Origin of the sequence: Pusillimonas minor (genome assembly GCF_014237865.1) — a bacterium.
Taxonomy (GTDB): domain Bacteria; phylum Pseudomonadota; class Gammaproteobacteria; order Burkholderiales; family Burkholderiaceae_B; genus Neopusillimonas; species Neopusillimonas minor.
The window spans coordinates 132,285-155,919 of record NZ_JACJUU010000001.1 but is presented as its reverse complement, the minus strand read 5'-3'; the positions used below and the strand labels follow the sequence as shown (position 1 = coordinate 155,919).

At 57.5% G+C, this 23,635-nt stretch carries 29 protein-coding genes and 1 other RNA gene; 15 read left to right on the top strand and 15 right to left on the bottom strand.

What is annotated here, in order from left to right; translation table 11 throughout:
- Positions 1-252 precede the first annotated feature (252 nt).
- Positions 253-1,464, top strand: a complete 1,212-nt coding sequence (gene chrA, locus GTU67_RS00815; protein WP_185778299.1) for a chromate efflux transporter — start codon at positions 253-255, stop codon at positions 1,462-1,464.
- Here chrA and GTU67_RS00810 read toward each other — a convergent pair.
- A complete protein-coding gene (locus GTU67_RS00810) occupies positions 1,461-2,660 on the bottom strand; it encodes a hypothetical protein (protein WP_185778298.1) in 1,200 nt (399 codons plus the stop codon). The two genes, chrA and GTU67_RS00810, sit on opposite strands and share 4 nt — an antisense overlap.
- A gap of 142 nt (positions 2,661-2,802) precedes the next feature.
- Here GTU67_RS00810 and GTU67_RS00805 point away from each other — a divergent pair, with 142 nt between their 5' ends.
- The gene (locus GTU67_RS00805) at positions 2,803-3,078 is read left to right on the top strand and encodes a hypothetical protein (RefSeq protein WP_185778297.1); all 276 of its coding nucleotides are present in this window, start codon (positions 2,803-2,805) and stop codon (positions 3,076-3,078) included.
- A 161-nt stretch (positions 3,079-3,239) separates the two neighbouring features.
- On the opposite strand, the gene GTU67_RS00800 is transcribed toward GTU67_RS00805, so the two are convergent.
- From GTU67_RS00800 to GTU67_RS00780, 5 genes are all read right to left on the bottom strand, one after another.
- The gene (locus GTU67_RS00800) at positions 3,240-4,646 is read right to left on the bottom strand and encodes a GntP family permease (RefSeq protein WP_185778296.1); all 1,407 of its coding nucleotides are present in this window, start codon (positions 4,644-4,646) and stop codon (positions 3,240-3,242) included.
- A gap of 195 nt (positions 4,647-4,841) precedes the next feature.
- Entirely contained in the window at positions 4,842-5,552 is a 711-nt protein-coding gene (locus GTU67_RS00795; protein WP_185778626.1) for a UPF0149 family protein, read from the bottom strand.
- Positions 5,553-5,651: 99 nt separating this feature from the next.
- The gene (locus GTU67_RS00790; protein WP_185778295.1) at positions 5,652-5,903 is read right to left on the bottom strand and encodes a HipA domain-containing protein; all 252 of its coding nucleotides are present in this window, start codon (positions 5,901-5,903) and stop codon (positions 5,652-5,654) included.
- Between the two features lie 64 nt (positions 5,904-5,967).
- Positions 5,968-6,309 carry a type II toxin-antitoxin system RelE/ParE family toxin gene (locus GTU67_RS00785; RefSeq protein WP_185778294.1) on the bottom strand — a complete coding sequence of 114 codons (342 nt, stop codon included), beginning with the start codon at positions 6,307-6,309 and terminating at the stop codon, positions 5,968-5,970.
- Entirely contained in the window at positions 6,309-6,584 is a 276-nt protein-coding gene (locus GTU67_RS00780; RefSeq protein WP_185778293.1) for a type II toxin-antitoxin system Phd/YefM family antitoxin, read from the bottom strand. Before GTU67_RS00780 ends, GTU67_RS00785 begins: the two co-directional genes overlap by 1 nt.
- Positions 6,585-6,773: 189 nt before the next feature.
- Here GTU67_RS00780 and GTU67_RS15240 point away from each other — a divergent pair, with 189 nt between their 5' ends.
- Together GTU67_RS15240 and GTU67_RS00770 are read left to right on the top strand one after the other, a co-directional pair.
- Entirely contained in the window at positions 6,774-7,112 is a 339-nt protein-coding gene (locus GTU67_RS15240; RefSeq protein ID WP_249417472.1) for a hypothetical protein, read from the top strand.
- Positions 7,109-7,543, top strand: a complete 435-nt coding sequence (locus GTU67_RS00770) for a hypothetical protein (protein WP_185778292.1) — start codon at positions 7,109-7,111, stop codon at positions 7,541-7,543. The genes GTU67_RS15240 and GTU67_RS00770 overlap by 4 nt, the downstream gene beginning before the upstream one ends.
- Before the next feature lie 62 nt (positions 7,544-7,605).
- On the opposite strand, the gene GTU67_RS00765 is transcribed toward GTU67_RS00770, so the two are convergent.
- On the bottom strand, positions 7,606-7,839 hold the full coding sequence (locus tag GTU67_RS00765; protein WP_185778291.1) for a hypothetical protein: 234 nt from the start codon (positions 7,837-7,839) through the stop codon (positions 7,606-7,608).
- A 667-nt stretch (positions 7,840-8,506) separates the two neighbouring features.
- Here GTU67_RS00765 and GTU67_RS00760 point away from each other — a divergent pair.
- Together GTU67_RS00760 and GTU67_RS00755 are read left to right on the top strand one after the other, a co-directional pair.
- Positions 8,507-8,836, top strand: a complete 330-nt coding sequence (locus tag GTU67_RS00760; RefSeq protein WP_185778290.1) for a type II toxin-antitoxin system PrlF family antitoxin — start codon at positions 8,507-8,509, stop codon at positions 8,834-8,836.
- Positions 8,833-9,345, top strand: a complete 513-nt coding sequence (locus GTU67_RS00755) for a type II toxin-antitoxin system YhaV family toxin (protein WP_185778289.1) — start codon at positions 8,833-8,835, stop codon at positions 9,343-9,345. The genes GTU67_RS00760 and GTU67_RS00755 overlap by 4 nt, the downstream gene beginning before the upstream one ends.
- Before the next feature lie 16 nt (positions 9,346-9,361).
- Here GTU67_RS00755 and GTU67_RS00750 read toward each other — a convergent pair whose 3' ends face one another.
- Both GTU67_RS00750 and GTU67_RS00745 read right to left on the bottom strand, forming a co-directional pair.
- Positions 9,362-9,706 (bottom strand): type II toxin-antitoxin system Y4mF family antitoxin, encoded by a 345-nt coding sequence (locus tag GTU67_RS00750; protein WP_185778288.1) that lies wholly within the window; start codon positions 9,704-9,706, stop codon positions 9,362-9,364.
- 44 nt (positions 9,707-9,750) lie between these two features.
- The gene (locus tag GTU67_RS00745; RefSeq protein ID WP_185778287.1) at positions 9,751-9,900 is read right to left on the bottom strand and encodes a hypothetical protein; all 150 of its coding nucleotides are present in this window, start codon (positions 9,898-9,900) and stop codon (positions 9,751-9,753) included.
- Positions 9,901-9,934: 34 nt separating this feature from the next.
- Between GTU67_RS00745 and GTU67_RS00740 the strand changes: the two genes are divergently transcribed.
- The 3 genes from GTU67_RS00740 to GTU67_RS00730 all read left to right on the top strand — a co-directional run bounded on the left by GTU67_RS00740 (position 9,935) and on the right by GTU67_RS00730 (position 10,792).
- A complete protein-coding gene (locus tag GTU67_RS00740; protein WP_185778286.1) occupies positions 9,935-10,132 on the top strand; it encodes a helix-turn-helix transcriptional regulator in 198 nt (65 codons plus the stop codon).
- A 121-nt stretch (positions 10,133-10,253) separates the two neighbouring features.
- Entirely contained in the window at positions 10,254-10,445 is a 192-nt protein-coding gene (locus tag GTU67_RS00735; RefSeq protein ID WP_185778285.1) for a hypothetical protein, read from the top strand.
- Entirely contained in the window at positions 10,442-10,792 is a 351-nt protein-coding gene (locus GTU67_RS00730; protein ID WP_221893214.1) for a LacI family transcriptional regulator, read from the top strand. The genes GTU67_RS00735 and GTU67_RS00730 overlap by 4 nt, the downstream gene beginning before the upstream one ends.
- Positions 10,793-10,875: 83 nt before the next feature.
- On the opposite strand, the gene GTU67_RS00725 is transcribed toward GTU67_RS00730, so the two are convergent.
- The 6 genes from GTU67_RS00725 to ompA form a co-directional block, all read right to left on the bottom strand.
- Positions 10,876-11,889, bottom strand: coding sequence for a nucleotidyl transferase AbiEii/AbiGii toxin family protein (locus GTU67_RS00725; protein ID WP_185778284.1), 1,014 nt, complete (start codon positions 11,887-11,889; stop codon positions 10,876-10,878).
- Positions 11,882-12,502: a DUF6088 family protein gene (locus GTU67_RS00720; RefSeq protein ID WP_185778283.1), complete on the bottom strand. Its 621-nt coding sequence runs from the start codon at positions 12,500-12,502 to the stop codon at positions 11,882-11,884. The genes GTU67_RS00725 and GTU67_RS00720 overlap by 8 nt, the downstream gene beginning before the upstream one ends.
- Before the next feature lie 348 nt (positions 12,503-12,850).
- Positions 12,851-13,216, bottom strand: a transfer-messenger RNA (tmRNA) gene (gene ssrA, locus GTU67_RS00715).
- Positions 13,217-13,403: 187 nt separating this feature from the next.
- Positions 13,404-14,060 (bottom strand): phosphoglycolate phosphatase, encoded by a 657-nt coding sequence (gene gph, locus GTU67_RS00710; RefSeq protein WP_185778282.1) that lies wholly within the window; start codon positions 14,058-14,060, stop codon positions 13,404-13,406.
- A gap of 3 nt (positions 14,061-14,063) precedes the next feature.
- Positions 14,064-14,795 (bottom strand): bifunctional 2-polyprenyl-6-hydroxyphenol methylase/3-demethylubiquinol 3-O-methyltransferase UbiG, encoded by a 732-nt coding sequence (gene ubiG, locus GTU67_RS00705; protein ID WP_185778281.1) that lies wholly within the window; start codon positions 14,793-14,795, stop codon positions 14,064-14,066.
- A gap of 68 nt (positions 14,796-14,863) precedes the next feature.
- Complete coding sequence (gene ompA, locus GTU67_RS00700; protein WP_185778280.1) at positions 14,864-15,445, bottom strand: outer membrane protein OmpA; 582 nt, start codon at positions 15,443-15,445, stop codon at positions 14,864-14,866.
- A gap of 329 nt (positions 15,446-15,774) precedes the next feature.
- Here ompA and gyrA point away from each other — a divergent pair, with 329 nt between their 5' ends.
- From gyrA to cmk, 6 genes are read left to right on the top strand one after another with little or no spacing between them, the layout of a single operon-like run.
- Complete coding sequence (gene gyrA / locus GTU67_RS00695) at positions 15,775-18,492, top strand: DNA gyrase subunit A (RefSeq protein ID WP_185778279.1); 2,718 nt, start codon at positions 15,775-15,777, stop codon at positions 18,490-18,492.
- Positions 18,489-19,619, top strand: coding sequence for a 3-phosphoserine/phosphohydroxythreonine transaminase (gene serC, locus GTU67_RS00690; RefSeq protein WP_185778278.1), 1,131 nt, complete (start codon positions 18,489-18,491; stop codon positions 19,617-19,619). The genes gyrA and serC overlap by 4 nt, the downstream gene beginning before the upstream one ends.
- On the top strand, positions 19,612-20,700 hold the full coding sequence (gene pheA, locus GTU67_RS00685) for a prephenate dehydratase (RefSeq protein WP_185778277.1): 1,089 nt from the start codon (positions 19,612-19,614) through the stop codon (positions 20,698-20,700). Before serC ends, pheA begins: the two co-directional genes overlap by 8 nt.
- 12 nt (positions 20,701-20,712) lie before the next feature.
- The gene (locus GTU67_RS00680; protein ID WP_185778276.1) at positions 20,713-21,612 is read left to right on the top strand and encodes a prephenate dehydrogenase; all 900 of its coding nucleotides are present in this window, start codon (positions 20,713-20,715) and stop codon (positions 21,610-21,612) included.
- Positions 21,609-22,934, top strand: coding sequence for a 3-phosphoshikimate 1-carboxyvinyltransferase (aroA, locus tag GTU67_RS00675; protein ID WP_185778275.1), 1,326 nt, complete (start codon positions 21,609-21,611; stop codon positions 22,932-22,934). The genes GTU67_RS00680 and aroA overlap by 4 nt, the downstream gene beginning before the upstream one ends.
- Positions 22,931-23,620 carry a (d)CMP kinase gene (gene cmk, locus GTU67_RS00670; RefSeq protein WP_185778274.1) on the top strand — a complete coding sequence of 230 codons (690 nt, stop codon included), beginning with the start codon at positions 22,931-22,933 and terminating at the stop codon, positions 23,618-23,620. Before aroA ends, cmk begins: the two co-directional genes overlap by 4 nt.
- Positions 23,621-23,635: the final 15 nt, after the last annotated feature.

The following is a 23,635-nucleotide window of genomic DNA, read 5'->3' as shown; positions in this document are numbered from 1 at the left end:
CTTCAACCAGGGGCGCATGGTCATGAAGGCGCAAGTCGCGCTTGAACCAAACGACGTGATAAGACATGGCAGGCTCGGAAAACTCAACAGTGAAAATTAAGACGCGGTGTGATCTGGTCAGGCATCGTATCGGCGTGCAGCAGAGGTCACAAGCCTGTGCACCGGTATTTCTTGCTGGTGCACGTGTAGGGGGCAAGTGTCCTCAATGTAGGGTTATCTTTTCAATATCCGGTTATTTTTATTAAATAAACCATGACGCCTGAAACTGCCCGTAGTTCCGATCAAAGCCCTTGGGCCGTATTTTTGATCTTTTTGCGTTTGGGGCTGACCTCGTTTGGCGGGCCAATCGCCCACCTCGGTTATTTCCGGGATGAATTTGTGACGAGACGGCAATGGATGACCGAACGTACCTATGCTGATCTGGTCGCGTTGTGTCAGTTCTTGCCCGGTCCGGCCAGCAGCCAGGTTGGTATTGCCTTGGGGTTGTCGCGCGCGGGATACCGGGGCGCCTTCGCCGCCTGGCTTGGCTTTACCCTGCCGTCTGCCATCGCCTTGATTCTGTTCGCAAACGGCCTTGTTGCTTATGGTGAATCTGTTCCGGCGGGCTTGCTTGCCGGGCTGAAAATTGCTGCGGTGGCCGTGGTTGCCCAAGCCGTCTGGGGCATGGCGCGCAACCTTTGCCCAGATGCCACGCGCGTAACCATGATGGTGACGTCGGCCTGCGTTGCCTTGCTGGCCGCTTATGTATGGACGCAAATGGTCATTATTGTGATCGCGGCGCTGTTGGGCTTATGGCTGGCCAAACTACCGCCACAGGCCCCCCACGACGTCTTGCCGATGACGGTTAGCCGACGTGCCGGCGTTGTCATGCTTGGCCTGTTCTTTGTATTGCTTTTTGCCTTGCCCGCGCTGGCGAGCGCAATGCCAAGTCAGATGTTGGCTTTGTTTGATGCCTTTTATCGAGCCGGCGCGCTTGTTTTCGGCGGTGGCCATGTTGTGCTGCCCTTGTTGCAAGCCGAAGTCGTGCCCGCGGGATGGGTAGACGAAAATATGTTTTTGGCTGGGTACGGGGCCGCTCAGGCTGTGCCTGGCCCTTTATTTACCTTTGCCGCGTTTTTGGGCGCCGCCATGACCCAGGCACCTGCCGGCTGGGCCGGCGGCCTGATTTGCCTGGTCGCCATCTTCGTACCCTCGTTTTTGTTGGTCATGGGGGCGCTGCCGTTTTGGGAGCAACTGCGACGTAATTTGCGCATGCAGGCGGCGCTGGCCGGGGTAAATGCCGCCGTTGTCGGGCTGTTGCTTGCCGCGTTGTATCAACCCGTCTGGACAAGCGCCATCCACGCGCCCAAGGACATTGCGTTGGCATTGGTTGCCTGGGTGGCATTAATGTTTTGGAAGCTGCCGCCCTGGCTGGTTGTGATGGGGTGCGGTGCAGTCGGCGGGTTGACTCACGTGGTGTTTTAGTTCGACCTCGTGTTTTTCTTTTGCGGTTTTACCGTGGCTGCGTCTGCGACTGGCAAAGTGTCAATCGCGTATGTTGTTAAAGGCATGCCTGTCATATCGGTTACAAACATTTTGTCTACCCGGGCAAACAACACGCCGTTGCTCGCGCTTAGCGCGAGCCCGTTCTGGTTCTTCAGGCGTTCGGCCCCGATGACGGTCATGACCACATTGACGACCAATAAATTTGTTTTATTTAGCAGTTTTTCGGCCTGCTCTTGCGGCACACGGATGGCACGTGCCAGCAATGTCCGGTCGGTCACCAAGCCCGGATGACGCCCGGCGGCAACAATGCTTCGAAACCCGACAATTGTAAGCGGCGTGTCGTCGGTGTGCTTCGATATGCCGTCATTTGGGCCGTTGACGGCATAAACGGGCTTGCCGTTGAATTTTATATTCATGGGGGGCTTGAAGACGATGAGGCTGTCGGCAGTTTTACCATTGCCAAAAAGAAGCACGCCGCTGGCCAGGTCGTACTTGACGTTGCCAACCACACTGCGCATGACAAAGGTTGCCCGAGCCTCTTTGGCTCGTGCCAAAGCTTCCGCTTTGAAGCGCGGCAGCAGTTCTTGAGCAGCAATGTCTGGGTTTCGGTCTCGCAGGCTTTCAGGTGGAAACACCCAGTTGGCGACTATTTTTTTCCCCACGGTCGCGCCGTAAGTGTTGGCATATTGAGCCCGGGTAATTTCTTCTCTTGTCGTGGCCAGCCATGCCTGCTCATTGAAAGGGTCGGGGGCGTATTTCAGCAAATTCATCAGCATGGCATCGGTGCTGAAGTTGGGGATGCCCCCATCCATTGCCGACCTCGCAGCTTTGGCGCTGGCGATTTCGTCGGCATTAAATGCTTCAATAGCTGCAGCGATATGGGCTTTGGACGCAACAATATTTTCTTGATTGCAGTTGATAATCCGGTGTGCACCTGACAAAGCAACAATGCGCACGGCATGGCTTGGTGTGGCAGGCTTGTCATTGCCAGACCCAGATACGCACGCTCCGCGTTGGTCTGTAGGCGTCCACGCCGCATCCGCCGTTGCTTGATTCTGGTAAGAAAAATAGAGCGAAGGTGCATGGAAGTCACCGGTCTGGGCAACCACAGGAAGAGTGAAGGCGACAACCAGCGTCGATACTACGCGGACCAGGGCTGCGATTTTGGGTTGCATAGGCATAACTTACCTCGCGCATGGCAACTGAAGTTCTTTCAGCTTGCGTGTCTAACAGTGGGTGCGCAATCCGTTAGATGGCGAGTACCCCCTACGGCGATGGCCTGCTATAGAATAGGCAGGTTAACTTCGGGGGCAGGGCATGTTGATTCGTAAATTTAGTCGTTGTGGTGCGCTGGTACTTTTGGGGCTCGCCCTTGCCGGCTGTTCGTCCAGCGGGCCAGGCCTGTTCAGCCCACGGGCGTCCGGCATCGGTGCTTCTGGTCCGGTTGCCGGCTCTGACCAATGCCGCGTTAACCCCCGCAGTTGCATTCACAAAGGCCAATACGAATCGGGCGAACGCGCCTATGCAGAATACGAAGCAGCCCGGCTAAACCAGGCCGAACTAGAAAGACTGCGCCGCAACGCGGTGCGCTGAATGCGGCCTTGATCGCGTTATGCCGCCTTGCAGGCGGGGCTTTCGATGTTCAGAGGCCGCCGGTGCCTGGCGTCACTGACGACACTACAGGATTGGTGCCGGTCTTTGTCGTCAGGATCGGGATCAATCTGTCAGACTAGTTTTTATTTGTAGGGTTTGTCTTAAAAGCTGCCAAACACGGTGCCCAATGCAATAACGGCAATCAGCGCAATCATGGGCGCGCCCATGGTCACGGCGGCAATATTCAAATACGACTGGCGGTGTGTCAGTTTGCAGATAGCCAGCAGGGTGATAATGGCGCCGCAATGGGGCAGGGTGTCGAACCCGCCGGCCGCCAGTACGGCCACCCGGTGCATCAGTTCGGGGCTAATGCCCGCTTCTTGTGCCATGCGCAAATAGTCTGGCCCCAGGGTTTGCAGCGCAATGCTCAAGCCACCCGACGACGAGCCGGTGATCCCCGACAGCACGTTCATGGCAATGGCTTCCGAAATCAGCGGGTTTCCGGGGGTGACATTAAGCACCGCATCGCGGATCACCACGAAGCCGGCCAGGCCGGCAATGACCGCACCGTAGCCCACTTCTGACGCCGTATTGAACAATGGCAGCATGAACCCAAACACGCCTTTATTGATCGTGTCGCGCAGGTTGCGCCAGTGACCCAGGCGTGAAACGACCAGCGTAGCGCAGGCCGTGGCCAGTGCAATAATCAGGGCCCAAAGACCCGTCACCTTGGCAGGCGTAATGTGCGGAAAGCGTTCGGTAACGAAGCTCATGTCGGCGCGCGGAAAAACGACATAGGTGAAGAGGGCGTTGACCGAAATAACCAGGACCAGCGGCAAAAGCGCCAGGAAGAGCGGCATATGCGATAACGCACCGCTATCCACCCCCTGAAGCGCATCTTTTTCGGTGTCGTCTTCGTGGTGGCCATAGCCCTCGCCGGCGCGCTGCGCGCTGGCCGCCCGGCCACGCAGCCACCACATGCCCCCAATAAACATGATGGCCGCCGCAATAATGCCCAGCCCCGGCGCGGCAAACACATTGGTGCCGTAGTAGGGGATGGGGATGGCATTCTGGATGGCCGGTGTCCCCGGTAGCGCCGTCATGGTGAACGTGAACGAGCCCAATGCGATTGTTGCGGGTATCAGCCGCTTGGGAATGTTAGCCGCGCGGAACAGGTCTTTGGCAATGGGGTAAATGGCAAACGCCACCACAAACAGCGACACACCGCCATACGTCAGTACCGCACAAGCCAGCACCACCGTGACAATGGCGTGCTTGTCGCCAAGTTTGTCGACGATCCAGCGGGAAATCGTATGCGCCGCACCCGAGTCAGCCATCAGTTGGCCAAACAAAGCGCCCAGCAAAAAGATAGGCAAAAACTGAATGACATAGTTGCCCAGCGCTTTCATGAAGGTGTCGGTATAGATGGGCAGGTAAACGCCAATTTCGCCCGACAGCAGCACCGCCAGCGCTGCCATGAGCGGCGCCAGAAGCAGCACAGTAATGCCCCGGTAGGCCAGGTACATCAGAAGTAAAAGCGAAACAACAATGGCTAGGGTGCTGGTCATGCCGGGAATGCTTTCTTTAAAGTGGAAGGGGATCTTGACTGCCGGCGCAGTGTAGCAGCTGTCGTAGTACCCGGATATGACAGCCCGTTTGGAGCAGGCCAAGTGCGAAAGGCTGTGCTGCAGTGTTCTACGCGGCAAACCGCGGCCGGGGCCCTTTATGGGTGTTTAAATCACGCCTGAAGGGCATTACTGGCTTTAATGCAAGGCATCACCTGCACCGCAGCATTTTTTGAATTTTTTTCCACTGCCGCACGGGCAGGGTTCGTTTCGGCCAACTTTGGGCTTTGACGCCTTGGCTATTTCCCGCTCATAAATAGCCTCGCGATAGGGAAGCCAATACAAGTACATGTTGAGTACGGCAGGCGGGATCTGCTGCGTGATTTTCGCCCGCTGCGCAGGGGTTTTCGTCAGATCGTCCTGATCGGGTGAAAAGTCGTCTGCGCCCAGCAGCCCAATAGGGCGAAACCAGGCCGCGCCTTTTTCTGTATCCAGCATGGGCTGCCAGTCGTCCTGACACATGTTCATGCCCTCGACAAACCCATAAGCCCAGCCTTCCGCCGTGTCGTACATTTTCCCTCGATATTCTTGCGCAGCCCAAGTGGGCGTCATTTCAGGATGTGGGGATTGCAGGCCGCTAATAATGCCGTTGTAGTGCCGCATCACTAAATCCATGACACGGTTAAGTTCTGCCATTGACGCCTTTGGTGGCATAGGGCCGCCCAACCCCAGTGCAAAGGGTAGCCATTTGGCCGGATGAATAGTCGTGGGGCCGATGGCAATAGCGTGCAAAAAACCATCCAGCATATCCAGCGTCATCGCATCATCGGTGTCAATGTCGTACAGCAGCAGCTTGTCGAGCTCGGCAAGTTCAGCTTCGGACAGAGGCTCTAGCGTATTTGTCTTCATAAGGGTATTTTTTAAAAATTTAATGTTGAGATACGAGGGCACCCGCCTAATCGCGGCTTGATTCTATATTAACGATCAAAGGCCGTTTGGCACACAGGGTTAGTCGGTGAGCCTGCGAATCGTCAGGGCGCAGCGTTGTTCAATCAAGGTATTGATTTGCTCAACCAAGGCATTGTCAGCAAAACTGTGTCTGGGGTCAGACTGGAGCTTGCGCGCCGTCGTTGGTAGTAACTTTGCCAATTCCAGAATTCGTCGTTTGGCCTGAGCCTTGGTAAAGTCTGCGCCTGCGGCGAACTGCGCCCAGTGTCGTGCTTGAACTTCGCTGAACTTGTACGTGCTGCCGATTTTCATCGCCATCCTCTGCGTCAGCGTTCGATACATCGCTGTCGAGAGCGCTGATGAGCATTGGCGCGGGTCACGCGCCTAACAGGCGACGAGCGAGTAAGGATTGCATGTCACGGCGTCCGTCTGCAATCAGGTAAATAAGAACTTGGCTGCCTGTGACACGGTAGATCACGCGGTAGGGTTTAAAGAATGTCTGGCGGTATTCTTTGATCCCAAGGCCGACCAGTTCCGTCGGATAGCTGCCGCGTTCCGGGAATTTCGACAGACGCTCTACAACGGACATCAATTCATCCAACACATAGTTGGCGTTGGTCACGCAGTCGAATTCGCCGATGTAGTCGTGGATAGCCTCGAGGTCTTGCTCGGCACCTTCGGTGAGCAGGACCTCGAACTTGGCAGATGGGTCTGCCATCAGACTGAGGCTCGCTTGCCCCGCAAGCGGGCAACGACGTCAGCGACAGGCTTGACCTTTCCAGCGGCGACATCCTGATTGCCCAACGCGAGGATCTTCAGCAAGGCCAGTGTTTCTTGCGTCTCTTCGTACGATGCGACGTCCTGCAGGACGGCCTTCGCTTCGCCGTTTTGGGTGATGACCATCGGTTCACGCTGCTCCGCGAGCTGCGTCAGAACCTCGGCTGCGTTGGCTTTGAGATAGCTGATCGGCTTGACTTGTGATGAGTAGCGCATGGCTGTGCTCCAATTTAACAAGACTTAATATAGTTCTTTTTTGGTCTTCCGGCAAGGCGAATGAATGATGTTGGCGGAGCCTCACGCATTGACTCATCATATTTGCTACCCATGATGATCTGTTGCCCCATGTAATGTGTTACCCGTCGGATGGGCCGACGGGAGCCCATCATGACGAGGCAATTGAGCATGGCTACGCGTAAAGAATTGATCAACGCCGCCGGGGGCCACGATGCCCTGGGCATGCCACGCCCGGTGGAGAACAAGAATGGCATCGGTCAATTCGAAGCTAATCTCGACCAGATCATCGCCAACGCAAAAGGCGCGCCAGTCGCCATGACGCGCATCGATACGATCTGGGATCAACTGTTCCCCGCTGAGCAAACCCGGATCTTCAAATTGCTGATCGAGAAGGTGATCGTCTCGCCCACCGATCTCGAGGTCCGGCTGCGACCGAACGGCATCGAGCGGCTGGTGCTCGAGTTGCGGCCCGAGCCGGCCAAGGAAGCAGCGGAGGTGACAACATGAATGAGGTGCGTATTGAAAAGACTGGCCAGCCGGATGTGGTCAGTACCAGCGATGGTCGGCTGACCCTGTCCGTGCCGATCCTAGTCAAGCGGCGCGGTGGTCGCAAGGTGGTGAGGCTTCCCGACGGCAATACCTTGAAGCCCAGGCCCATCAACGACAAACCGACGCCCATTCAAATGGCGCTGGCGCGTGGTCACCGCTGGTTGGCGATGCTGGAATCCGGGGAGGCAGAAAGCCTGACGGAGGTTGCCGAGCGCGAGGGTATGGATCGGGCTTACGTGAGCCGGATGGTTAACCTCACCACGCTTGCGCCGGACATCGTGGCCGCCATTCTCGATGAAACGCTGCCGTCAGAAGTGACGTTGTTTGATCTGGCATCGGGGACGCCGCTGTTATGGAGTGAGCAGCGGGCAATCTTGAACACCAAGTAATCCTGAGTCGCCACCCGCATTGTTACGGTTACCGGGCCAAAGCAGCTTTCAAAATTTCCTCGTCAGCTGATGGCAACCTGGGCCTTGGACTGGCAACTCTTACAAGTCGCGATGGACAGCTTGGGCTCAACAGGCCCGCCTTCGCCATCCCAGGTTGTTTGGAAGTGCGTGAAGCTCGCACCGCTTTGCCACCATGAACCGCTCCAGTTGGAGCCTTTGTCGAGGACTTTCTGAGATTCACTGGCACCACATTTGGGGCAAGTGAGCGTGTAGGTCGTTTGATCGATGATTCCCATGACCTCTCCTGATGGATTCATAAGTGCTCATCCTACCAATTCCAAAAAACAACCGCTTGATCAATCAACGCGCAAGGCATTGATTTACATAGGTCGCAGGCCTGACGGCTGCGGACTTCGGGCAATTTTGAACCGGGCAGAAAGGAGAGAGGAATGGCCCGGAGAGAGCACCATGTGGCCAGGGGTAAGCAGGCAGCCGGACTGTCGAAGTCCGCAAACCTACTCAGCGTTCCGCGCGTGTTCGCGGGGTCTGGCGGGAGCACATAAGAAAAAACCCCAACCGAGAGAGGTTGGGGTTTAAATATTGGTGGTGGGGTGGTACCCCGCACCAAACGACTATTGAAAGTACGGAATCGAAGCGCTGCGGGCTGCTGCGAACCCGTGCGAACTCGATCGAAAAGCCTGCCTGTACGCATCTCTGCCGTGGACGATCAAACAGGCTTTTCGCTCTGATTGGTGCCCGGAAAGGCCGCTCAACCTCGTCTGCTTTCCGGCGCCAGTTCAATTCCCTGTTTGGGAATCGAACCCGCGTCCGACGCCCCGACCAAATGCATACCCATTTACACCCATTCGAGCCGGGTGTCCTTGGAGGCAATGCAACTGCATTGACAAGACAATGCGACTGCATTACCATTCAAGCATCAACCCAGATCCGCAGGAGACCGCCATGGTCGCGACCCTCGAAGTCGAATCCACACTCACCGATCGCTACCAGACCACGGTGCCAGAAACCGTGCGTCGTGCCCTCAAGCTGGGCAAGCGCGACAAGATCCATTACACCATTCGCCCCAGCGGAGAGGTGGTGCTGACGCGCGTCGAAGCATCCGAAGGTGATGACCCGGTGCTTAGTCAGTTCCTCGGCTTCCTGGCCGCCGACATCACTCGCCATCCCGAGCGGCTGCAAGCTGTGGATGCCGGTCTCGTCCAACGCCTCCAGGCGCTGGTCGGCGGCGTCGATGTCGATCTCGATGCCGCCCTGTCGGAAGACGATGAATGAGCGCAGGGAAGCCTGAGCCCTTGGTCATTCATGGCTGGACTGTCTTCGCCCATCCACTGTTCCTGGCGCAGATCGAAGCACTGGCGCGGCAGGTCGAGACCCTGAAGCAGAAGGACCCGGCCGGGTACGTAAAAAAGAACGCCAGCAAACGGCTGGCCGCGATCACCAAACTGGCGTTCGATGTCATTCCGCAAGATCCGACGCGACCGGAGTACCGCCAAGGTGGGACGCTCGGTGACGATCACAAGCACTGGTTTCGGGCGAAGTTCTTCCAGCAATACCGACTATTCTTCCGCTACCACGCCCAAAGCAAGGTGATCGTCTACGCCTGGGTGAACGACGAAGACACCAAACGCGCCTACGAGAGCAGCGACGACGCCTACCGGGTATTCCGCAAGATGCTCGAAAGCGGGCATCCGCCTGATGACTGGGATCAGCTCCTGGCTGAGGCGCGGAAAGAATCGCAGCGGATGCAGGAATCATTGGCCAGGGCGGCAGCAACCCAGTGATTGGCGCCGCGTGTGTCTACTCGTACCCCATCTTGAGCGCTTGGGCCTGGGCAACCAGTTCGTCCAAGGCCTGATGCCGTTCAAAGTGGCTGGCCGGTTGGTCAGCGACCGACAATGGCCTTGAGGCAACGGGATCACTCGGGGCCGAGGGCAGTCCGCCAAGGCTGAGTTCGCCACCCAGCGTGTTGATGACGCGCAGCACGTGTTCGAGCCGGAGAGTTGGTTTGCCGGCCTCCAGCTCGACGATGAAACGCAGGCCGACATCGGCTGCCAAAGACAGTTGGGCCTGCGTCAGGCCGAGTTGCCTGCGTGCCGCACGCAGAGATCGTCCGAGAGTGTGAATGCTGTCGATCTGAATCATCGGTGCCGCCTGCTCATTGAAAATTCCCGTTCGGGAATGTTTGCTCAATCCAACGAGACAGACAACAGAATAATCCCGATCGGGAATTTGCAAACCGTGTTGCGGCGAATGGGCCGGCCAATCTCCGCAGAAAATGCGGTGAATAGATCGGCGCAGCGATACCGCTTGGCTCGTCGGCCGAACAGCGCCTTCATGGACTCCTGCCAACTCATTCGGAAGGAGACCAAGATGGAAGTCGTTCACCTCAATCAAAAACAACTGGCTGCCCGCTGGAGCATCAGCGAGGCTACCCTGGAACGCTGGCGCAGCGAGGGACTCGGGCCCAAGTTCCTGAAGCTCTGCGGCCGGGTGCTCTACCGGCAGATGGACATCGAGGCCTACGAGGAGTCGTGCCTGGCAACCCGAGTTCGACAGTTAAAAGCGTAAGTCGTTGATTTATATAGTGCCCGCTTAAAAACGCTCCACTACAAATTGAGGTATTGGATGTCGGCTGCCGCGCGCAGCGAAGCTGGACCCGTCACTGGACGAGGCCAAGGTGACGGTCGCCATGACGCGCATCGATAACATCTGGGATCAACTGTTCCCCGCTGAGCAAACCCGGATCTTCAAATTGTTGATCGAGAAGGTGATCGTCTCGCCGACCGATCTCGAGGTCCGTCTGCGACCGAACGGCATCGAGCGGCTGGTGCTCGAGTTGCGGCCTGAGCCGGCCAAGGAAGCAGCGGAGGTGACAGCATGAACGAGGTGCGCATCGAAAAGACTGGCCAGCAGGATGTGGTCAGCACCAGCGATGGTCGGCTGACCCTGTCCGTGCCGATCCAGATCAAGCGGCGTGGCGGTCGCAAGGTGGTGAGACTTCCCGACGGCAATACCTTGAAGCCCAGGCCCATCAACGACAAACCGACGCCCATTCAAATGGCGCTGGCGCGTGGCCACCGCTGGTTGGCGATGCTGGAGTCCGGGGAAGCAGAAAACCTGACGGAGGTTGCCGAGCGTGAGGGTATGGATCGGGCGTACGTGAGCCGGATGGTCAACCTCACGACGCTGGCACCGGACATCGTGGCCGCCATCCTGTCTGAATATTAGTCTCCAACAAGGCCAGAAAACCTTGAATAGCAGGGTCGTCGACCTGCAAACCGCCGACATCGACACCTGTGGGATTGATCAAATCAGCGCTCATTAATGGCTGCTTCCAAGGCGCGAAGACGATCGACGATGGCATCAAAAGTTGGCGGCTCACCGATGAACATGCCGGCGCTAATCATGCGCTGAAAGTCATCACGCAGGGCGGCAAGCACAGCATCTTCCGGGATAAGCCTAAGCTGACCGGTCAAGCAGGCATCGTAGTTGGCGTAGCTCGCGTTGTAGAAGACCTTCTTGTGTTTCACCACGTCTGCCAGCAGGGCGCGATCCTCTATGGCGACCTGGCCATGATCATGTTCGACCAACATGGCCAAGTCATACCAGTGGCGTGACAGGCGCTCGGCACTGGCGCGGAACTCGTTGCGCTGACATTCGACGTGCATCAACGTCGCTTTTTCCCAGAATGTGCGGGCCGGGGACAAGACGCTCACTGTTGAGCGCGGAAATGCCAGGCTGGTTACGTGCGGCGTGATATCCGGTTCGACGATGTGTTCGACATTCGGCTCGGTGATGTTGCGGCCACCAAACTCGATCAAGACGCTGTTGCCCACATAGTCCCCCGGCGTTTCCAGCACACTGGGGTAATGCAGGCGCATCTGCTCGCCGTTCTCGCTGAGTTCGAGCCGGAACGCAGCGGCGTTGCTATCAAACTCAGCGGCGAGAATCTTCTGGATGTGCGGCGTCACAACATTGAAGGCATGGTCGCGCACGAAAGACTTGAGGTCCTCGCTGAATTTCTTCAGCCTCGTCTTTGACACACCCTCAGCAAATGGGTCGAAAGAGCCGTCAAGACCCCGATAGTCGAGCGTGATATCGACATCCTCGGAAAAACGGGCAATGGCGCCGAATACCTTGGACAGGGAGGTGCCGCCTTTGAATGCCATGGGCAGCCGACCGGGCATGGTGAACAGGGCCTGCAGCACCCAGCAGACCCACACATCCTTTTCCAGCACGACTGGCGAGCGCGCAAGTTGCGGTGCGAGCGCCCGATAGATCTGGGACTGCTCTTGAGCGTCGAGGTGCAGGAAGGGTTCAGGCATGAGCTGCCATCCGTTCGTTTCGGAAAATGGCATCGCTCATCCACGCCGGCATTGAGGAAGTCGCCGACTTCAGAACCTCGAATTCGCTCGAGCCCAGCTTGCGCCGAATCTTTTCGATAAGGGCAGGTGTCACTTCCGTTTTGCCGAGGTACCACATGGCTGAAAGGGCAAGGCCTGCCGGCCGGCCAGCCAGGGCTAGCTTGCGTTGGCAAACGTGCTGCAGACGAATCTCCATATTACCCACGCGGATTCGCTTCGACGGACCAGAGGTCACGAAGACTGACTGCGTTGGAACTTGTGTGGTCAGTTCAAGCCGACGGGCGGCTTCAGCGCCGTGAACCTGAACGACCGCGCCAGTTGTTCTAGCAACGGTCTCGGCCACCTTCAGTGGTTCGGGCATCACCTTGCCGACAAAACGACTGACCTCGGGGCGCACGAAGACACCGCGCGTCACACGTTCGATCACCCCTGCTTTTACTAGGCGAGACAGGTTCTGATCAACGGACGCACGGGTACCGCACTCCAGAAGTACCGTCGGGGTAAAAGGCTCCCCGACCGGCATCTCCTCGATGCGCTGGCGAATCAGCTCGGCAGTCTTGCGGGTCGTTTTCATGTATGAAAATATAGTCGAGTTTCTGACAAACCGCAAGTGCCGATACTGGCCAAGGATGATTGATATAGCCTTTGCTTACCAATGCCGACAAACAACCGTTTGATCAATCAACGCGCAAGCTGTTGATTTACATAGGTTGCTGGCGTGTCGCCTGCGGACTTCGGGCAGTTTTGAGCCGGACAGAAAGGAGAGAGGAATGGCCCGGAGAGAGCGCCAGGTGGCCAGAGGTTGGCAGCAGGCCTGACTGTCGAAGTCCGCAAACCTACTCAGCGTTACGCGCATGTTCGCGGGGTCTGGCGGGAGCACATAAGAAAAAACCCCAACCGAGAGAGGTTGGGGTTTGAATATTGGTGGAGTCGGGGGGAATTGAACCCCCGTCCGCAAGCCCTCTGCAGGCAGTTCTACATGCTTAGTCAACCAACTTTAAGGTTTTAACCTCGGGCCATGCCGGTTAACAGGCCATCCCTTGGCGATTCACATTAATTTAAGCGTTGACTGAGTGACCCAGCCAAAACCGATTCTTTGTAAATGACGCTGCTGTAGGTTTTACCCTACCTGACCCAAAGACAAATCAGTGCAGCGGCTTACCGCTTAAGCGGCTAAAGCGAAACGCTCGTCGTTGGCGTTTGTAGTTTTCCAGTGGATTAACGAGCTTACTGGTGCTCGGCATGCCCTACTCTGTTTCGCGACCCACGTCGAAGCCAAGTCGACCCCAGAACGTAGATTGTAACGTACTACACAGGGTTAGAGGGAAGGGCTGGCAGAAAGTTCCGCCGAAACGAGGCTATTTATGCAAAAAGGCCAACCCAATACAACGCGCTAGCCCTTACACCGCTTTATTGACGGCACTGGCAATTTAGTTGAGGGCAGAGCCGGATACAGTTCATCAAATCAGCCCCCGTTACAGCAACCGGTTGATATGCCCCAGCAAGTCGGTAACCTGATGCGCAACGGCATCGGCCTGCCAGTTGGCGACCTGTGCCGGGTTGCAATACCCGTACGCGGCTGCAATGGTGGGCATACCCGCGGCCTTGCCCGCCACAATATCGCGTTCGTCGTCACCAATGTATACACACTGCTGCGGGGCAAACCCCGCACGCTCGGCGGCCAGCAGCAACGGCGCCGGGTGCGGCTTGGCGTGCCCGGCAGTGTCGCCGCCAATAGTGACTGCACATTCGGTATGAAGTTCAAGGTGCCTGACGATAGGCAACGCCAGGTATTCCACCTTATTGGTGACGATGCCCCAGCGGTAGCCTTGCATCTTCAGGGACTGAAGTAATTCGGGTACACCCGGAAACAATCGGGTCAGCACCGTCATGTGCTGCTCGTAGTCTGACAAGAACTGTTGCCGATGCGACTCGTAGTCGGGGTGATCCGGGTCGATATCGAGGCTGACTTTAAGCAAGCCGCGTGCACCGGCCGACGCCATGGGCCGCAGAACGTCGTAGGGCAGGGGGGGGAGCCCCTGACGTTCGCGCTGGCGGTTGGCTGCCGCCGCCAGATCGGGGGCTGTATCGGCCAGGGTGCCGTCAAAATCAAATAAAACCAGCTTGCTCATGCCTTACAGTACCTTTTTTTGCGTGGCCATCAGGTAATTGACGGAGGTATCGTTGGACAACGAGTACAGGTCGGTGATGGGGTTGTATTCCATGCCCGCCATTTGCATAACGGTAAGGCCCGACTGACGCACCGCCCGCGATAGTTCGCTGGGCTTGATGAATTTTTCGTAGCTGTGCGTGCCCTTGGGAAGCAAACGCAGCACGTACTCGGCGCCGACAATGGCAAACAAGAACGATTTTGTGTTGCGGTTGAGCGTTGAGAAAAACACCCAGCCCCCGGGTTTGACCATTTGGCTGCAGGCCTGCACGATAGACGCCGGGTCGGGCACGTGTTCGAGCATTTCCATGCAGGTGACCACATCGAACTGGCCGGCATGCTGTGCGGCGAAGTCTTCGGCGCTAACAGACTGGTAGTCAACTTTTACGCCCGATTCGAGGCTGTGCAGCCGGGCTACCGTTAACGATTTTTCGGCCAGGTCGATACCGGTAACCTGCGCGCCGGCCACCGCCATGCTTTCGGCCAAGATGCCGCCGCCGCAGCCAACATCGACTATTTTCTTGCCGTTCAGCGAACCAGCAATGTCTTGTACCCAACCCAAACGCAGTGGGTTGATGGCGTGCAGTGGCTTGAATTCGCTTTCGGGGTCCCACCATCGCGAGGCCAGTGCGCTGAATTTGTCGATTTCGGCCTGGCTGACGTTTTGGGTGGTAGAAGAAGACGTGTTCTGTTGCATGGACGTTTCCCGAATAAAAAAAGGGTGCCCGAAGGCACCCCTTATTGTAGCGTTTATTGCTGCAAGAATTACTTGCGAACGCCTACGATCTCGATCTCTACGCGACGGTTTTGTGCGCGGCCTTCACGAGTTTTGTTGCTGGCAACAGGCTGGGACTCGCCCTTGCCTTCGGCGTAGATGCGGTTGGCATCGATGCCTTTGCTGACCAGGTAGTTTTTAACAGTGTTGGCGCGACGCTGCGACAGACCCATGTTGTACTGTTCAGTACCGATGGAGTCAGTGTGGCCAACAGCAATAACGGTTTCGAGGTTCAGCGACTGAGCCTGAGCAGCAACCTGGTCGAGGACCTGGCGGCCGGCGGGCTTGAGTGTTGCCTTGTCGAAGTCGAAGAACGTGTCAGCGTTCAGGACAACTTTGGAAGCGGTAGGAGCAACAACAGGCGTTTGCTGAGCAACAGGTACACCGTCACAGCCGGGCAGGCCTGTAGCAGGTGTCCAGAAGTTGTTGCGCCAGCACAGTTCGTTCGTGCCGTTCATTACGGCGCCGCCGTAAGGTGTTTGCCAGTTGTCTACAGTTTGCGCAGATGCTGCACCGGAAGCCGAAAAGGCGGCAATAGCAAGGGCTAATGCGAATTTAGAGGGTTTATTCATGTTTCTCCTCGTTGAGCTTAATGCTGGTAAGTGACCGCAGCGAACCTCCGCCGCATTATTGAAAAACGTAACCAGTATAGCAATGCAATGGTTTCAAACAAAGAATTGCTCTGGAAATCATGCGTGTTAGGCCGAATCTTACGGTATTTTTGTGAGCTTCGTGACGCCTGATTCGCATGCGGTGTCCAGATATGAGTAATTCTACCGTAAGTTTTGCAATATTGTTGGTTTTGGGCAACGTCTTCAGGGCTAAGGTGGAAGTGCTAGAATTTCCTATTCGCCCGTAGTCGGCCACTTCACGATCATACCTTTCAAGAATATAGAACCCTATGGATTCCTTCGCCAAGGAGACTCTTCCCATATCGCTGGAAGAGGAGATGCGCCGCAGTTATCTTGACTACGCCATGAGCGTTATTGTGGGCCGGGCGCTGCCCGATGTCCGCGATGGTCTGAAACCCGTGCATCGGCGTGTGCTGTTTGCCATGCACGAACTGAATAACGACTGGAATCGTGCCTACAAGAAGTCGGCACGTATTGTGGGTGACGTTATCGGTAAGTATCACCCGCACGGTGATTCGGCGGTGTACGACACTATTGTTCGTATGGCGCAAGATTTTTCGCTGCGTTACACGCTGGTCGACGGGCAGGGTAACTTTGGCTCGGTCGATGGCGACAGCGCGGCGGCTATGCGTTATACCGAAATCCGCCTGTCGAAAATTGCACACGAATTGCTGGCCGACATCGACCAGGAAACGGTCGACTTCGGGCCCAACTACGACGGCTCCGAACAAGAGCCCCTGCTGTTGCCGTCGCGCCTGCCCAACCTGCTGGTCAACGGCAGTTCGGGTATTGCCGTGGGCATGGCTACCAATATCCCGCCGCATAATTTGTCGGAAGTGGTCGAGGGCTGCCTGTACTGTTTGCGCAACCCCGAGTGCACGGTCGATGAACTCATCGAGATCATCCCGGCGCCCGACTTCCCCACCGGCGGCATTATTTACGGGCTGTCGGGTGTGCGCGAAGGCTACCGCACCGGGCGCGGTCGCGTGGTCATGCGTGCCAAAACCCACTTCGAAGACCTCGAGCGTGGCAACCGGCAAGCCATCATCGTCGACGCCATTCCTTACCAGGTCAATAAAAAAACGCTCCAAGAGCGTATTGCCGAGCTGGTCAACGAAAAGAAAATCGAAGGCATTTCCGATATTCGCGACGAGTCCGACAAAGACGGCATGCGTCTGGTTATCGAGCTTAAACGCGGCGAAGTGCCCGAGGTCGTGCTTAATAACTTGTACAAGCATACGCAACTGCAAGACACCTTTGGCATGAACTTTGTGGCGCTGGTCGATGGCCAGCCCCGTTTGCTGAACCTGAAGCAGCTGGTCGAGTACTTCCTGTTCCACCGCCGCGAAGTGGTCACACGACGAACTGTGTTTCAGCTGCGCAAAGCGCGCGAACGCGGTCACGTCCTCGAGGGCCTGGCCGTTGCCCTGGCAAACATCGACGATTTCATCGCCATTATCAAGGCCGCGCCTACACCGCCCGTGGCGCGCCAAGAGCTCATGTCCCGCTCGTGGGATTCCTCTTTAGTACGCGAAATGCTTGCCCGTGCCGACCAGGGCGACACACCCGGCGGCCGCGCCGCCTATCGTCCCGATGGCCTGTCTGAAGTCTTTGGCCTTCAAGACGACGGCATGTATCGTTTAAGCGAAACGCAGGCGCAAGAAATTTTGAACATGCGTCTGCAACGCCTGACCGGGCTTGAACAAGACAAGATCGTCAACGAGTACAAAGACGTGATGGACACCATCGCCGATCTGCTCGACATTCTGGCGCGCCCCGAACGTATCACCAGCATCATTTCCGACGAACTGATCGCCATCCGTAACGAATTCGGCATTGGCGCAAAAGACACCCGTCTGTCCGAAATCGAACACAATGCAACCGAGCTCGACACCGAAGACCTGATCACGCCCATGGACATGGTCGTGACGTTGTCCCAGACGGGCTACATCAAGAGCCAGCCCTTGTCCGAATACCGCTCGCAAAAGCGTGGCGGGCGCGGCAAGCAGGCAACGGCCATGAAAGAAAACGACTGGGTCGACCAGCTCTTCATTGCCAACACGCACGATTACCTGTTGTGTTTCTCCGACCATGGCCGTGTTTACTGGCTCAAGGTCTGGGAAGTCCCGCAAGGGTCGCGCAATTCGCGTGGCCGCCCCATTGTCAACATGTTCCCGTTGGTTGACGGCGAAAAAATCACGGTGGTGCTCGCGGTTAAAGAGTTCAGCGAAGATCACTACGTGTTCATGGCAACGTCGCGCGGTACCGTCAAGAAGACACCGCTGTCAGACTTCTCCAACCCGCGCAAGGCCGGCATTATTGCGGTTGCCCTCGACGAAGGCGACTTTCTCATCGGCGCCGACCTTACCGATGGCAAGCACGACATCATGCTGTTCTCCGATGCCGGCAAAGCCGTTCGTTTCGACGAAAACGACGTTCGCCCCATGGGCCGCACGGCCCGTGGCGTGCGCGGCATGATGCTCGAAGATGGGCAATCGGTTATTTCGCTGCTGGTCGCCGGCGACGAATCGCAAAGCGTGCTGACGGCCACCGAAAACGGCTACGGCAAGCGTACGTCGATTGTCGAATACACCCGCCACGGTCGGGGTACCAAAGGCATGATCGCCATCCAGACCAGTGCCCGAAACGGCAAGGTCGTCGGTGCCGTGCTGGTCAACCCCGCCGACGAAATCATGCTCATTACCTCTGCGGGCGTTCTGGTGCGTACCCGGGTCGCCGAAATCCGGGAAATGGGTCGTGCCACACAGGGCGTAACGCTCATCAATATCGACGAAGACAGCTACCTGTCTGGTGTTCGCCGCGTTGTCGAGAGCGATGCCGACGACGATGCTGGCCTTGACGAAGGCGACATTGACGGCCAAGGGGCCGACGATGCGGCCAACTTGTCGGCCAATGAAGGGCAGCAGGGCGACGATACCGGCAACGGCGAAGACCCTTCCGGTAACGACGGTGGTGAGCAGGCATGACACGCCCCTGGAACTTTTCGGCCGGGCCCTCGGTAATGCCGCTTCAGGTGCTGCAGCAAGCGGCTGCCGAAATGACCGATTGGCAAGGCAGTGGCATGTCGGTCATGGAAATGAGCCACCGCGGCAAGCAGTTCATGCATATTCGCGACCAGGCCGAGGCCGATCTGCGCACCTTGCTGGGTGTGCCCGACGACTACGCCGTTTTGTTTTTGCAGGGCGGCGCGACCGGTGAAAACGCCATATTGCCCTTGAACCTTATCGGCCGTAACGGCGCCAACAAAGCCGACTACATCGTGTCGGGTGCCTGGTCCGAGAAATCTGCCAAAGAAGCTCGCAAGTACGGTGATGCGGCTGTCGTGGCCACCAGCGCGAGCGAAGCCGTCATCGACGGACGTCACCAGGCGCCGTATACCTGGTTTCCTGACGCTGGCCAGTGGCAAGTCAGGCCCGACACGGCGTATGTACATTTTTGCAGCAACGAAACCATTGGCGGTGTCGAGTTCACGCAATGGCCCGACCTGGCCGCAGTAGGTGCACCCGGGGTGCCGCTGGTTGTCGATGCCTCGTCGCACATATTGTCCCGTCCCATCGATTTTTCCAAGGCTGCCGTCGTGTACGCCGGCGCCCAGAAAAACGCAGGGCCGGCCGGCGTTACGCTACTTATTATTCGTCGCGACCTGATCGGTCATGCGCTGCCGACGTGTCCTTCGGCATTCGATTATGCCAACGTCGAAAAGAACGACTCCATGTACAACACGCCGCCCACCTATGCCATTTATATGGCGGGGCTGGTGTTTAAGTGGCTGTTGGCTCAGGGTGGCGTTGAGGCTATCGAACAAGAAAACATTCGCAAAGCGCAGGCGCTGTACCAATACATTGATGGCTCCGGCTTTTATCAAAACCGCGTCCACCCCGACGTCCGGTCGCGCATGAACGTACCGTTCTTTTTGGTCGACGAGTCGCTTAACGCCGAGTTTTTGGCGCAGGCCGATGCTGCCGGGTTATTGCAGTTAAAAGGGCATAAAAGCGTGGGCGGCATGCGGGCTTCTATCTATAACGCGATGCCTTTCGAAGGCGTCCAGGCCCTGATTACATTTATGAAGGAATTCGAACGCCGTCATGGATAACACTTTGCAAAGCCAGCTTCAGCCTTTGCGCGAAGACATTGACCGTATCGATCAAGACATTTTGGACTTGTTGAACCGGCGGGCTCAAACCGCTCAGGCGGTGGGGCAGGTCAAGGCGGCGTTTGATACCGACGGCCCTGTACTCAAGCCCGAGCGCGAGGCCAGCCTTATTCGCCACTTGCAACAGCTTAATGCCGGCCCCTTTACCGAGGCTGGCATTGAATCGGTCTGGCGAGAGATCATTTCTGTCTGCCGGGGGCTCGAAAGCCCCCTGACGGTGGCTTATCTGGGTCCTCAGGGTTCGTTTTCAGAACAGGCAGCGCTGGAACAGTTTGGCCATGCCATTACCAAATTGCCCTGTGCCTCGTTCGACGAAGTTTTCCGTGCTGTCGAGGCAGGGCAGGCCAATGTGGGCATGGTGCCAGTCGAGAACTCTACCGAAGGTGCAGTCAACCGCACGCTCGATCTTTTGCTGAACTCGCCGCTCAAGTTGTTGGGCGAGCGCTCGCTGAGTATCCACCATTGCATCATGACGCGTTCGGGTACGCTCGATGGCGTGACGCGCGTCATGGCGCATCCGCAGGCGCTAGCCCAGTGTCAGGGCTGGCTGACGCAGCATTATCCCGCCTTGTCGCGCGACGCGGCCTCCAGTAACGCCGAGGCGGCACGCCTTGCCTCAGAAGACCCTACCGTTGCCGCTATTGCCGGTGCGGTTGCAGCCGAGGCATGGGGGCTTAAGGTAGTGGCTGCCGGCATTCAAGACGACCCGCAAAACCGCACGCGCTTCCTGGCAGTGGGCGCACAAGATACACTTCCTTCGGGTCAAGACAAAACCAGTCTTATCCTTGCGGTGCCCAATCGGGCCGGTGCTGTCTACGAGATGCTGGGGCCTATTGCCGAGAATGGCGTGTCTATGTCTCGCCTCGAATCTCGACCGGCGCGTACAGGCCAATGGGAATACTATTTTTATCTTGATCTGCTTGGCCACCATACCGAGCCGGCGGTTCAGGCAACGTTGGCAGCGCTCAAGAAACGAGCCGCGTTCTTCAAGGTGCTGGGTTCCTACCCGGTACATATTTAAGGGCGCAGCTTGATGACTGACCCAGAGGTGCAGCGCACGCCCAGGGTGGGTGTGCTGGCGATTGTTGGCGTCGGCCTCATTGGGGGGTCTTTTGCGGCGGCCTTACGCCAGGCAGGCGTGGTCGACAAAGTGTTGGGGGTAGGGCGTAGTCCCGGCCCGCTGGCTTTGGCCAAACGCCTGGGGCTCATTGACGAGGTCGCCACGTTGGCACAGGCTGCAGCGCAGGCCGATCTTGTTTTTTTGGCGGCGCCGGTGGGCGCGTTTCCAGCCTTGTTGGCGGGGTTGTTACCCACGTTAAGGCCGCAGGCCATTATTACCGATGCAGGCAGTACCAAGGCCGATGTGGTTCAGGCGGCCTATCAGGCACTGGGCGATCGCGTCTCGCAGTTTATTCCGGGTCACCCTATCGCCGGCGCCGAGCGCACAGGCCCGGAGGCGGCCGATGCGCAATTGTATCGGGGGCGAAATGTCATTCTTACACCGCTACCCGAAAACACGCCGCAAGATCGTCAGTGGCTGACCCAGCTTTGGGAGCATTGCGGTGCGCGTGTTTTAAGCATGGGGGCGGCCGAGCATGACACCGTGCTGGCCTCGGTCAGTCATGTGCCGCATTTTCTGGCGTCGGTATTTATGGCACAGGTGGCTGCTGCCGACGATGCCGATTTGCGGCTGAACCTGGCAGGCACCGGTTTCCGCGATTTCACCCGTATTGCAGCGGGTTCGCCTGAAATGTGGCGCGATATTTTCCTTGCGAACCGGCAAGCGGTGTTGGCCGAGGTCGCTCAAGTGCGCGATGTCCTGGCCCAGGCCGAAGAGGCGCTGGCAGCAGGCGATGGCGTGAAACTTTTTGATTTGCTCGAGCGTGCTGCTTTGGCGCGTCGTTTTTGGGGTAGCAGGAGCGGTTTGTCATGACGGCCAGTCCCGATTTGTTGTTGTCTCCGGTTAACCACGCCTCTGGCGATGTGGTTTTGCCGGGGTCCAAAAGTATTTCGAACCGTGTATTGCTGCTTGCCGCCCTGGCGCGCGGCACGACACTTATTCGCGGTGTGCTCGACTCGGATGACACCCGGGTCATGCTGGCCGGCCTGATGAAGCTGGGCGTGTCGCTCGACAGGGTGGCCACGACAGAAGTTGAGATTACCGGCGGCATACCCTTCGAGCGTGACGACATTGATATTTTTCTGGGCAATGCAGGTACGGCTTTTCGTCCCTTAACGGCGGCGCTGGCCCTGATGGGCGGGCAGTATCGCCTGTCGGGTGTGGCCCGTATGCACGAACGCCCCATTGGCGACCTGGTCGAGGCGCTGCGGCAGCTGGGCGCCGCCATCGACTATCTGGGGAACCCGGGCTACCCGCCGCTGGCCATTTCCAGCGCCAAGATCAATGCGGCGCAGCCCGTGCGAATCAAAGGCAATGTCTCCAGCCAGTTTCTGACGGCCTTGCTGCTGGCGGCGCCTATTTATACCAGCCGGGCAGGTCAGCCGCTAGTCATCGAAGTCGAGGGCGAGCTCATTTCCAAGCCCTATATTCTGATTACGCTGAATCTGATGGCGCGTTTTGGCGTTGTCGTTGAGCGCGATGGCTGGCAGCGGTTCACGATTCCGGCGGGCGCGGCCTATATTGCGCCTGGCCTCATCGACGTCGAAGGCGATGCCTCTTCGGCGTCGTATTTTCTGGCTATGGGCGCTATTGGTGCTGGCCCGGTTCGGGTGCATGGCGTGGGTGTCAACAGCATCCAGGGCGACGTCGCTTTTGCCGATACGCTCGAGGCCATGGGGGCGACTATCGTGCGCCACGACAATTTCATCGAGGCCCGAGGCATTAATGTTGCCGGCGGCCAGAAACTGCGCGCCTTCGATTTCGATTTCAACCTGATCCCGGATGCGGCGATGACGGCGGCTGCGTTGGCGCTGTTTGCTGACGGCACGTGTACCTTGCGCAATATCGGCAGCTGGCGCGTTAAAGAAACCGACCGCATACATGCCATGCACACCGAGCTTGAAAAGCTTGGCGCCAGTGTCGAGTCGGGCGCCGACTGGCTGCGTATTACGCCGCCGGCATCGTTGGCTCAGTGGCATTCGGCCAGTATTGCCACCTACGACGACCACCGTATGGCCATGTGTTTTTCCTTGGCGTCGTTTGGTCCAGTGCCGGTCACGATACAAGACCCGGACTGTGTCAGCAAAACCTTTCCAGACTACTTCAAAGTGTTCAGTCAATTGGTGCAGAAATGAGTGAAGTGTGTGCGGTTCCGGTCATTGCTATCGACGGGCCGACGGCGTCGGGTAAAGGTACTGTCGCCCAGCGCGTGGCCAATGCGTTGGGCTGGGCAGTGCTCGACAGCGGCGCGTTGTATCGGTTGACGGCTTTGGCGTGTATTGACCAGGGCGTTGCGCCCGACGACGAGTCAGGCGCTGCGAAAATTGCTGCCGGACTCGACGTGCGCTTTGTCGACGGTTGTATTTTTATGGCCGGTCAAGACGTCACCGAGGCCATCCGCGCCGAGAACGTCGGGCTCTTTGCCTCGCAAATTGCTGCTTTGGGGCGTGTGCGCGAGGCGCTTTTAGGGCGTCAGCGTGCTTTTCGTCAGTTGCCGGGGTTGGTCGCCGATGGTCGCGATATGGGTACTGTGGTCTTCCCCGATGCCCCGTTAAAGGTATTTTTGGTGGCCGATGTGCACGCCAGGGCACAAAGACGGTGTAAGCAGTTGATCGAAAAGGGGTTTCCTGCTAACCTAGCGGACTTAACAAGGGATCTTGAAGCACGCGATGCCCGAGACCAGTCGAGGGCCAATGCGCCGCTTGCGGCCGCACCCGATGCGGTTACCCTCGACTCATCGCAATTAAGTATTGAAGAAACCGTTAATGCAGTACTCGACCTTTGGTCGAACAGAGGTGCTTCCGGCACGCATACCGGGTAGTTTTCCGGTAGGTTC

Excerpts from the sequence above, each read along its gene's own strand:
- chrA (WP_185778299.1), top strand. The coding sequence starts at position 253 with ATGACGCCTGAAACTGCCCGTAGTTCCGATCAAAGCCCTTGGGCCGTA.
- GTU67_RS00810 (WP_185778298.1), bottom strand. The coding sequence starts at position 2,660 with ATGCAACCCAAAATCGCAGCCCTGGTCCGCGTAGTATCGACGCTGGTT.
- GTU67_RS00805 (WP_185778297.1), top strand. The coding sequence starts at position 2,803 with ATGTTGATTCGTAAATTTAGTCGTTGTGGTGCGCTGGTACTTTTGGGG.
- GTU67_RS00800 (WP_185778296.1), bottom strand. The coding sequence starts at position 4,646 with ATGACCAGCACCCTAGCCATTGTTGTTTCGCTTTTACTTCTGATGTAC.
- GTU67_RS00795 (WP_185778626.1), bottom strand. The coding sequence starts at position 5,552 with ATGAAGACAAATACGCTAGAGCCTCTGTCCGAAGCTGAACTTGCCGAG.
- GTU67_RS00790 (WP_185778295.1), bottom strand. The coding sequence starts at position 5,903 with ATGAAAATCGGCAGCACGTACAAGTTCAGCGAAGTTCAAGCACGACAC.
- GTU67_RS00785 (WP_185778294.1), bottom strand. The coding sequence starts at position 6,309 with ATGGCAGACCCATCTGCCAAGTTCGAGGTCCTGCTCACCGAAGGTGCC.
- GTU67_RS00780 (WP_185778293.1), bottom strand. The coding sequence starts at position 6,584 with ATGCGCTACTCATCACAAGTCAAGCCGATCAGCTATCTCAAAGCCAAC.
- GTU67_RS15240 (WP_249417472.1), top strand. The coding sequence starts at position 6,774 with ATGGCTACGCGTAAAGAATTGATCAACGCCGCCGGGGGCCACGATGCC.
- GTU67_RS00770 (WP_185778292.1), top strand. The coding sequence starts at position 7,109 with ATGAATGAGGTGCGTATTGAAAAGACTGGCCAGCCGGATGTGGTCAGT.
- GTU67_RS00765 (WP_185778291.1), bottom strand. The coding sequence starts at position 7,839 with ATGGGAATCATCGATCAAACGACCTACACGCTCACTTGCCCCAAATGT.
- GTU67_RS00760 (WP_185778290.1), top strand. The coding sequence starts at position 8,507 with ATGGTCGCGACCCTCGAAGTCGAATCCACACTCACCGATCGCTACCAG.
- GTU67_RS00755 (WP_185778289.1), top strand. The coding sequence starts at position 8,833 with ATGAGCGCAGGGAAGCCTGAGCCCTTGGTCATTCATGGCTGGACTGTC.
- GTU67_RS00750 (WP_185778288.1), bottom strand. The coding sequence starts at position 9,706 with ATGATTCAGATCGACAGCATTCACACTCTCGGACGATCTCTGCGTGCG.
- GTU67_RS00745 (WP_185778287.1), bottom strand. The coding sequence starts at position 9,900 with ATGAAGGCGCTGTTCGGCCGACGAGCCAAGCGGTATCGCTGCGCCGAT.
- GTU67_RS00740 (WP_185778286.1), top strand. The coding sequence starts at position 9,935 with ATGGAAGTCGTTCACCTCAATCAAAAACAACTGGCTGCCCGCTGGAGC.
- GTU67_RS00735 (WP_185778285.1), top strand. The coding sequence starts at position 10,254 with ATGACGCGCATCGATAACATCTGGGATCAACTGTTCCCCGCTGAGCAA.
- GTU67_RS00730 (WP_221893214.1), top strand. The coding sequence starts at position 10,442 with ATGAACGAGGTGCGCATCGAAAAGACTGGCCAGCAGGATGTGGTCAGC.
- GTU67_RS00725 (WP_185778284.1), bottom strand. The coding sequence starts at position 11,889 with ATGCCTGAACCCTTCCTGCACCTCGACGCTCAAGAGCAGTCCCAGATC.
- GTU67_RS00720 (WP_185778283.1), bottom strand. The coding sequence starts at position 12,502 with ATGAAAACGACCCGCAAGACTGCCGAGCTGATTCGCCAGCGCATCGAG.
- gph (WP_185778282.1), bottom strand. The coding sequence starts at position 14,060 with ATGAGCAAGCTGGTTTTATTTGATTTTGACGGCACCCTGGCCGATACA.
- ubiG (WP_185778281.1), bottom strand. The coding sequence starts at position 14,795 with ATGCAACAGAACACGTCTTCTTCTACCACCCAAAACGTCAGCCAGGCC.
- ompA (WP_185778280.1), bottom strand. The coding sequence starts at position 15,445 with ATGAATAAACCCTCTAAATTCGCATTAGCCCTTGCTATTGCCGCCTTT.
- gyrA (WP_185778279.1), top strand. The coding sequence starts at position 15,775 with ATGGATTCCTTCGCCAAGGAGACTCTTCCCATATCGCTGGAAGAGGAG.
- serC (WP_185778278.1), top strand. The coding sequence starts at position 18,489 with ATGACACGCCCCTGGAACTTTTCGGCCGGGCCCTCGGTAATGCCGCTT.
- pheA (WP_185778277.1), top strand. The coding sequence starts at position 19,612 with ATGGATAACACTTTGCAAAGCCAGCTTCAGCCTTTGCGCGAAGACATT.
- GTU67_RS00680 (WP_185778276.1), top strand. The coding sequence starts at position 20,713 with ATGACTGACCCAGAGGTGCAGCGCACGCCCAGGGTGGGTGTGCTGGCG.
- aroA (WP_185778275.1), top strand. The coding sequence starts at position 21,609 with ATGACGGCCAGTCCCGATTTGTTGTTGTCTCCGGTTAACCACGCCTCT.
- cmk (WP_185778274.1), top strand. The coding sequence starts at position 22,931 with ATGAGTGAAGTGTGTGCGGTTCCGGTCATTGCTATCGACGGGCCGACG.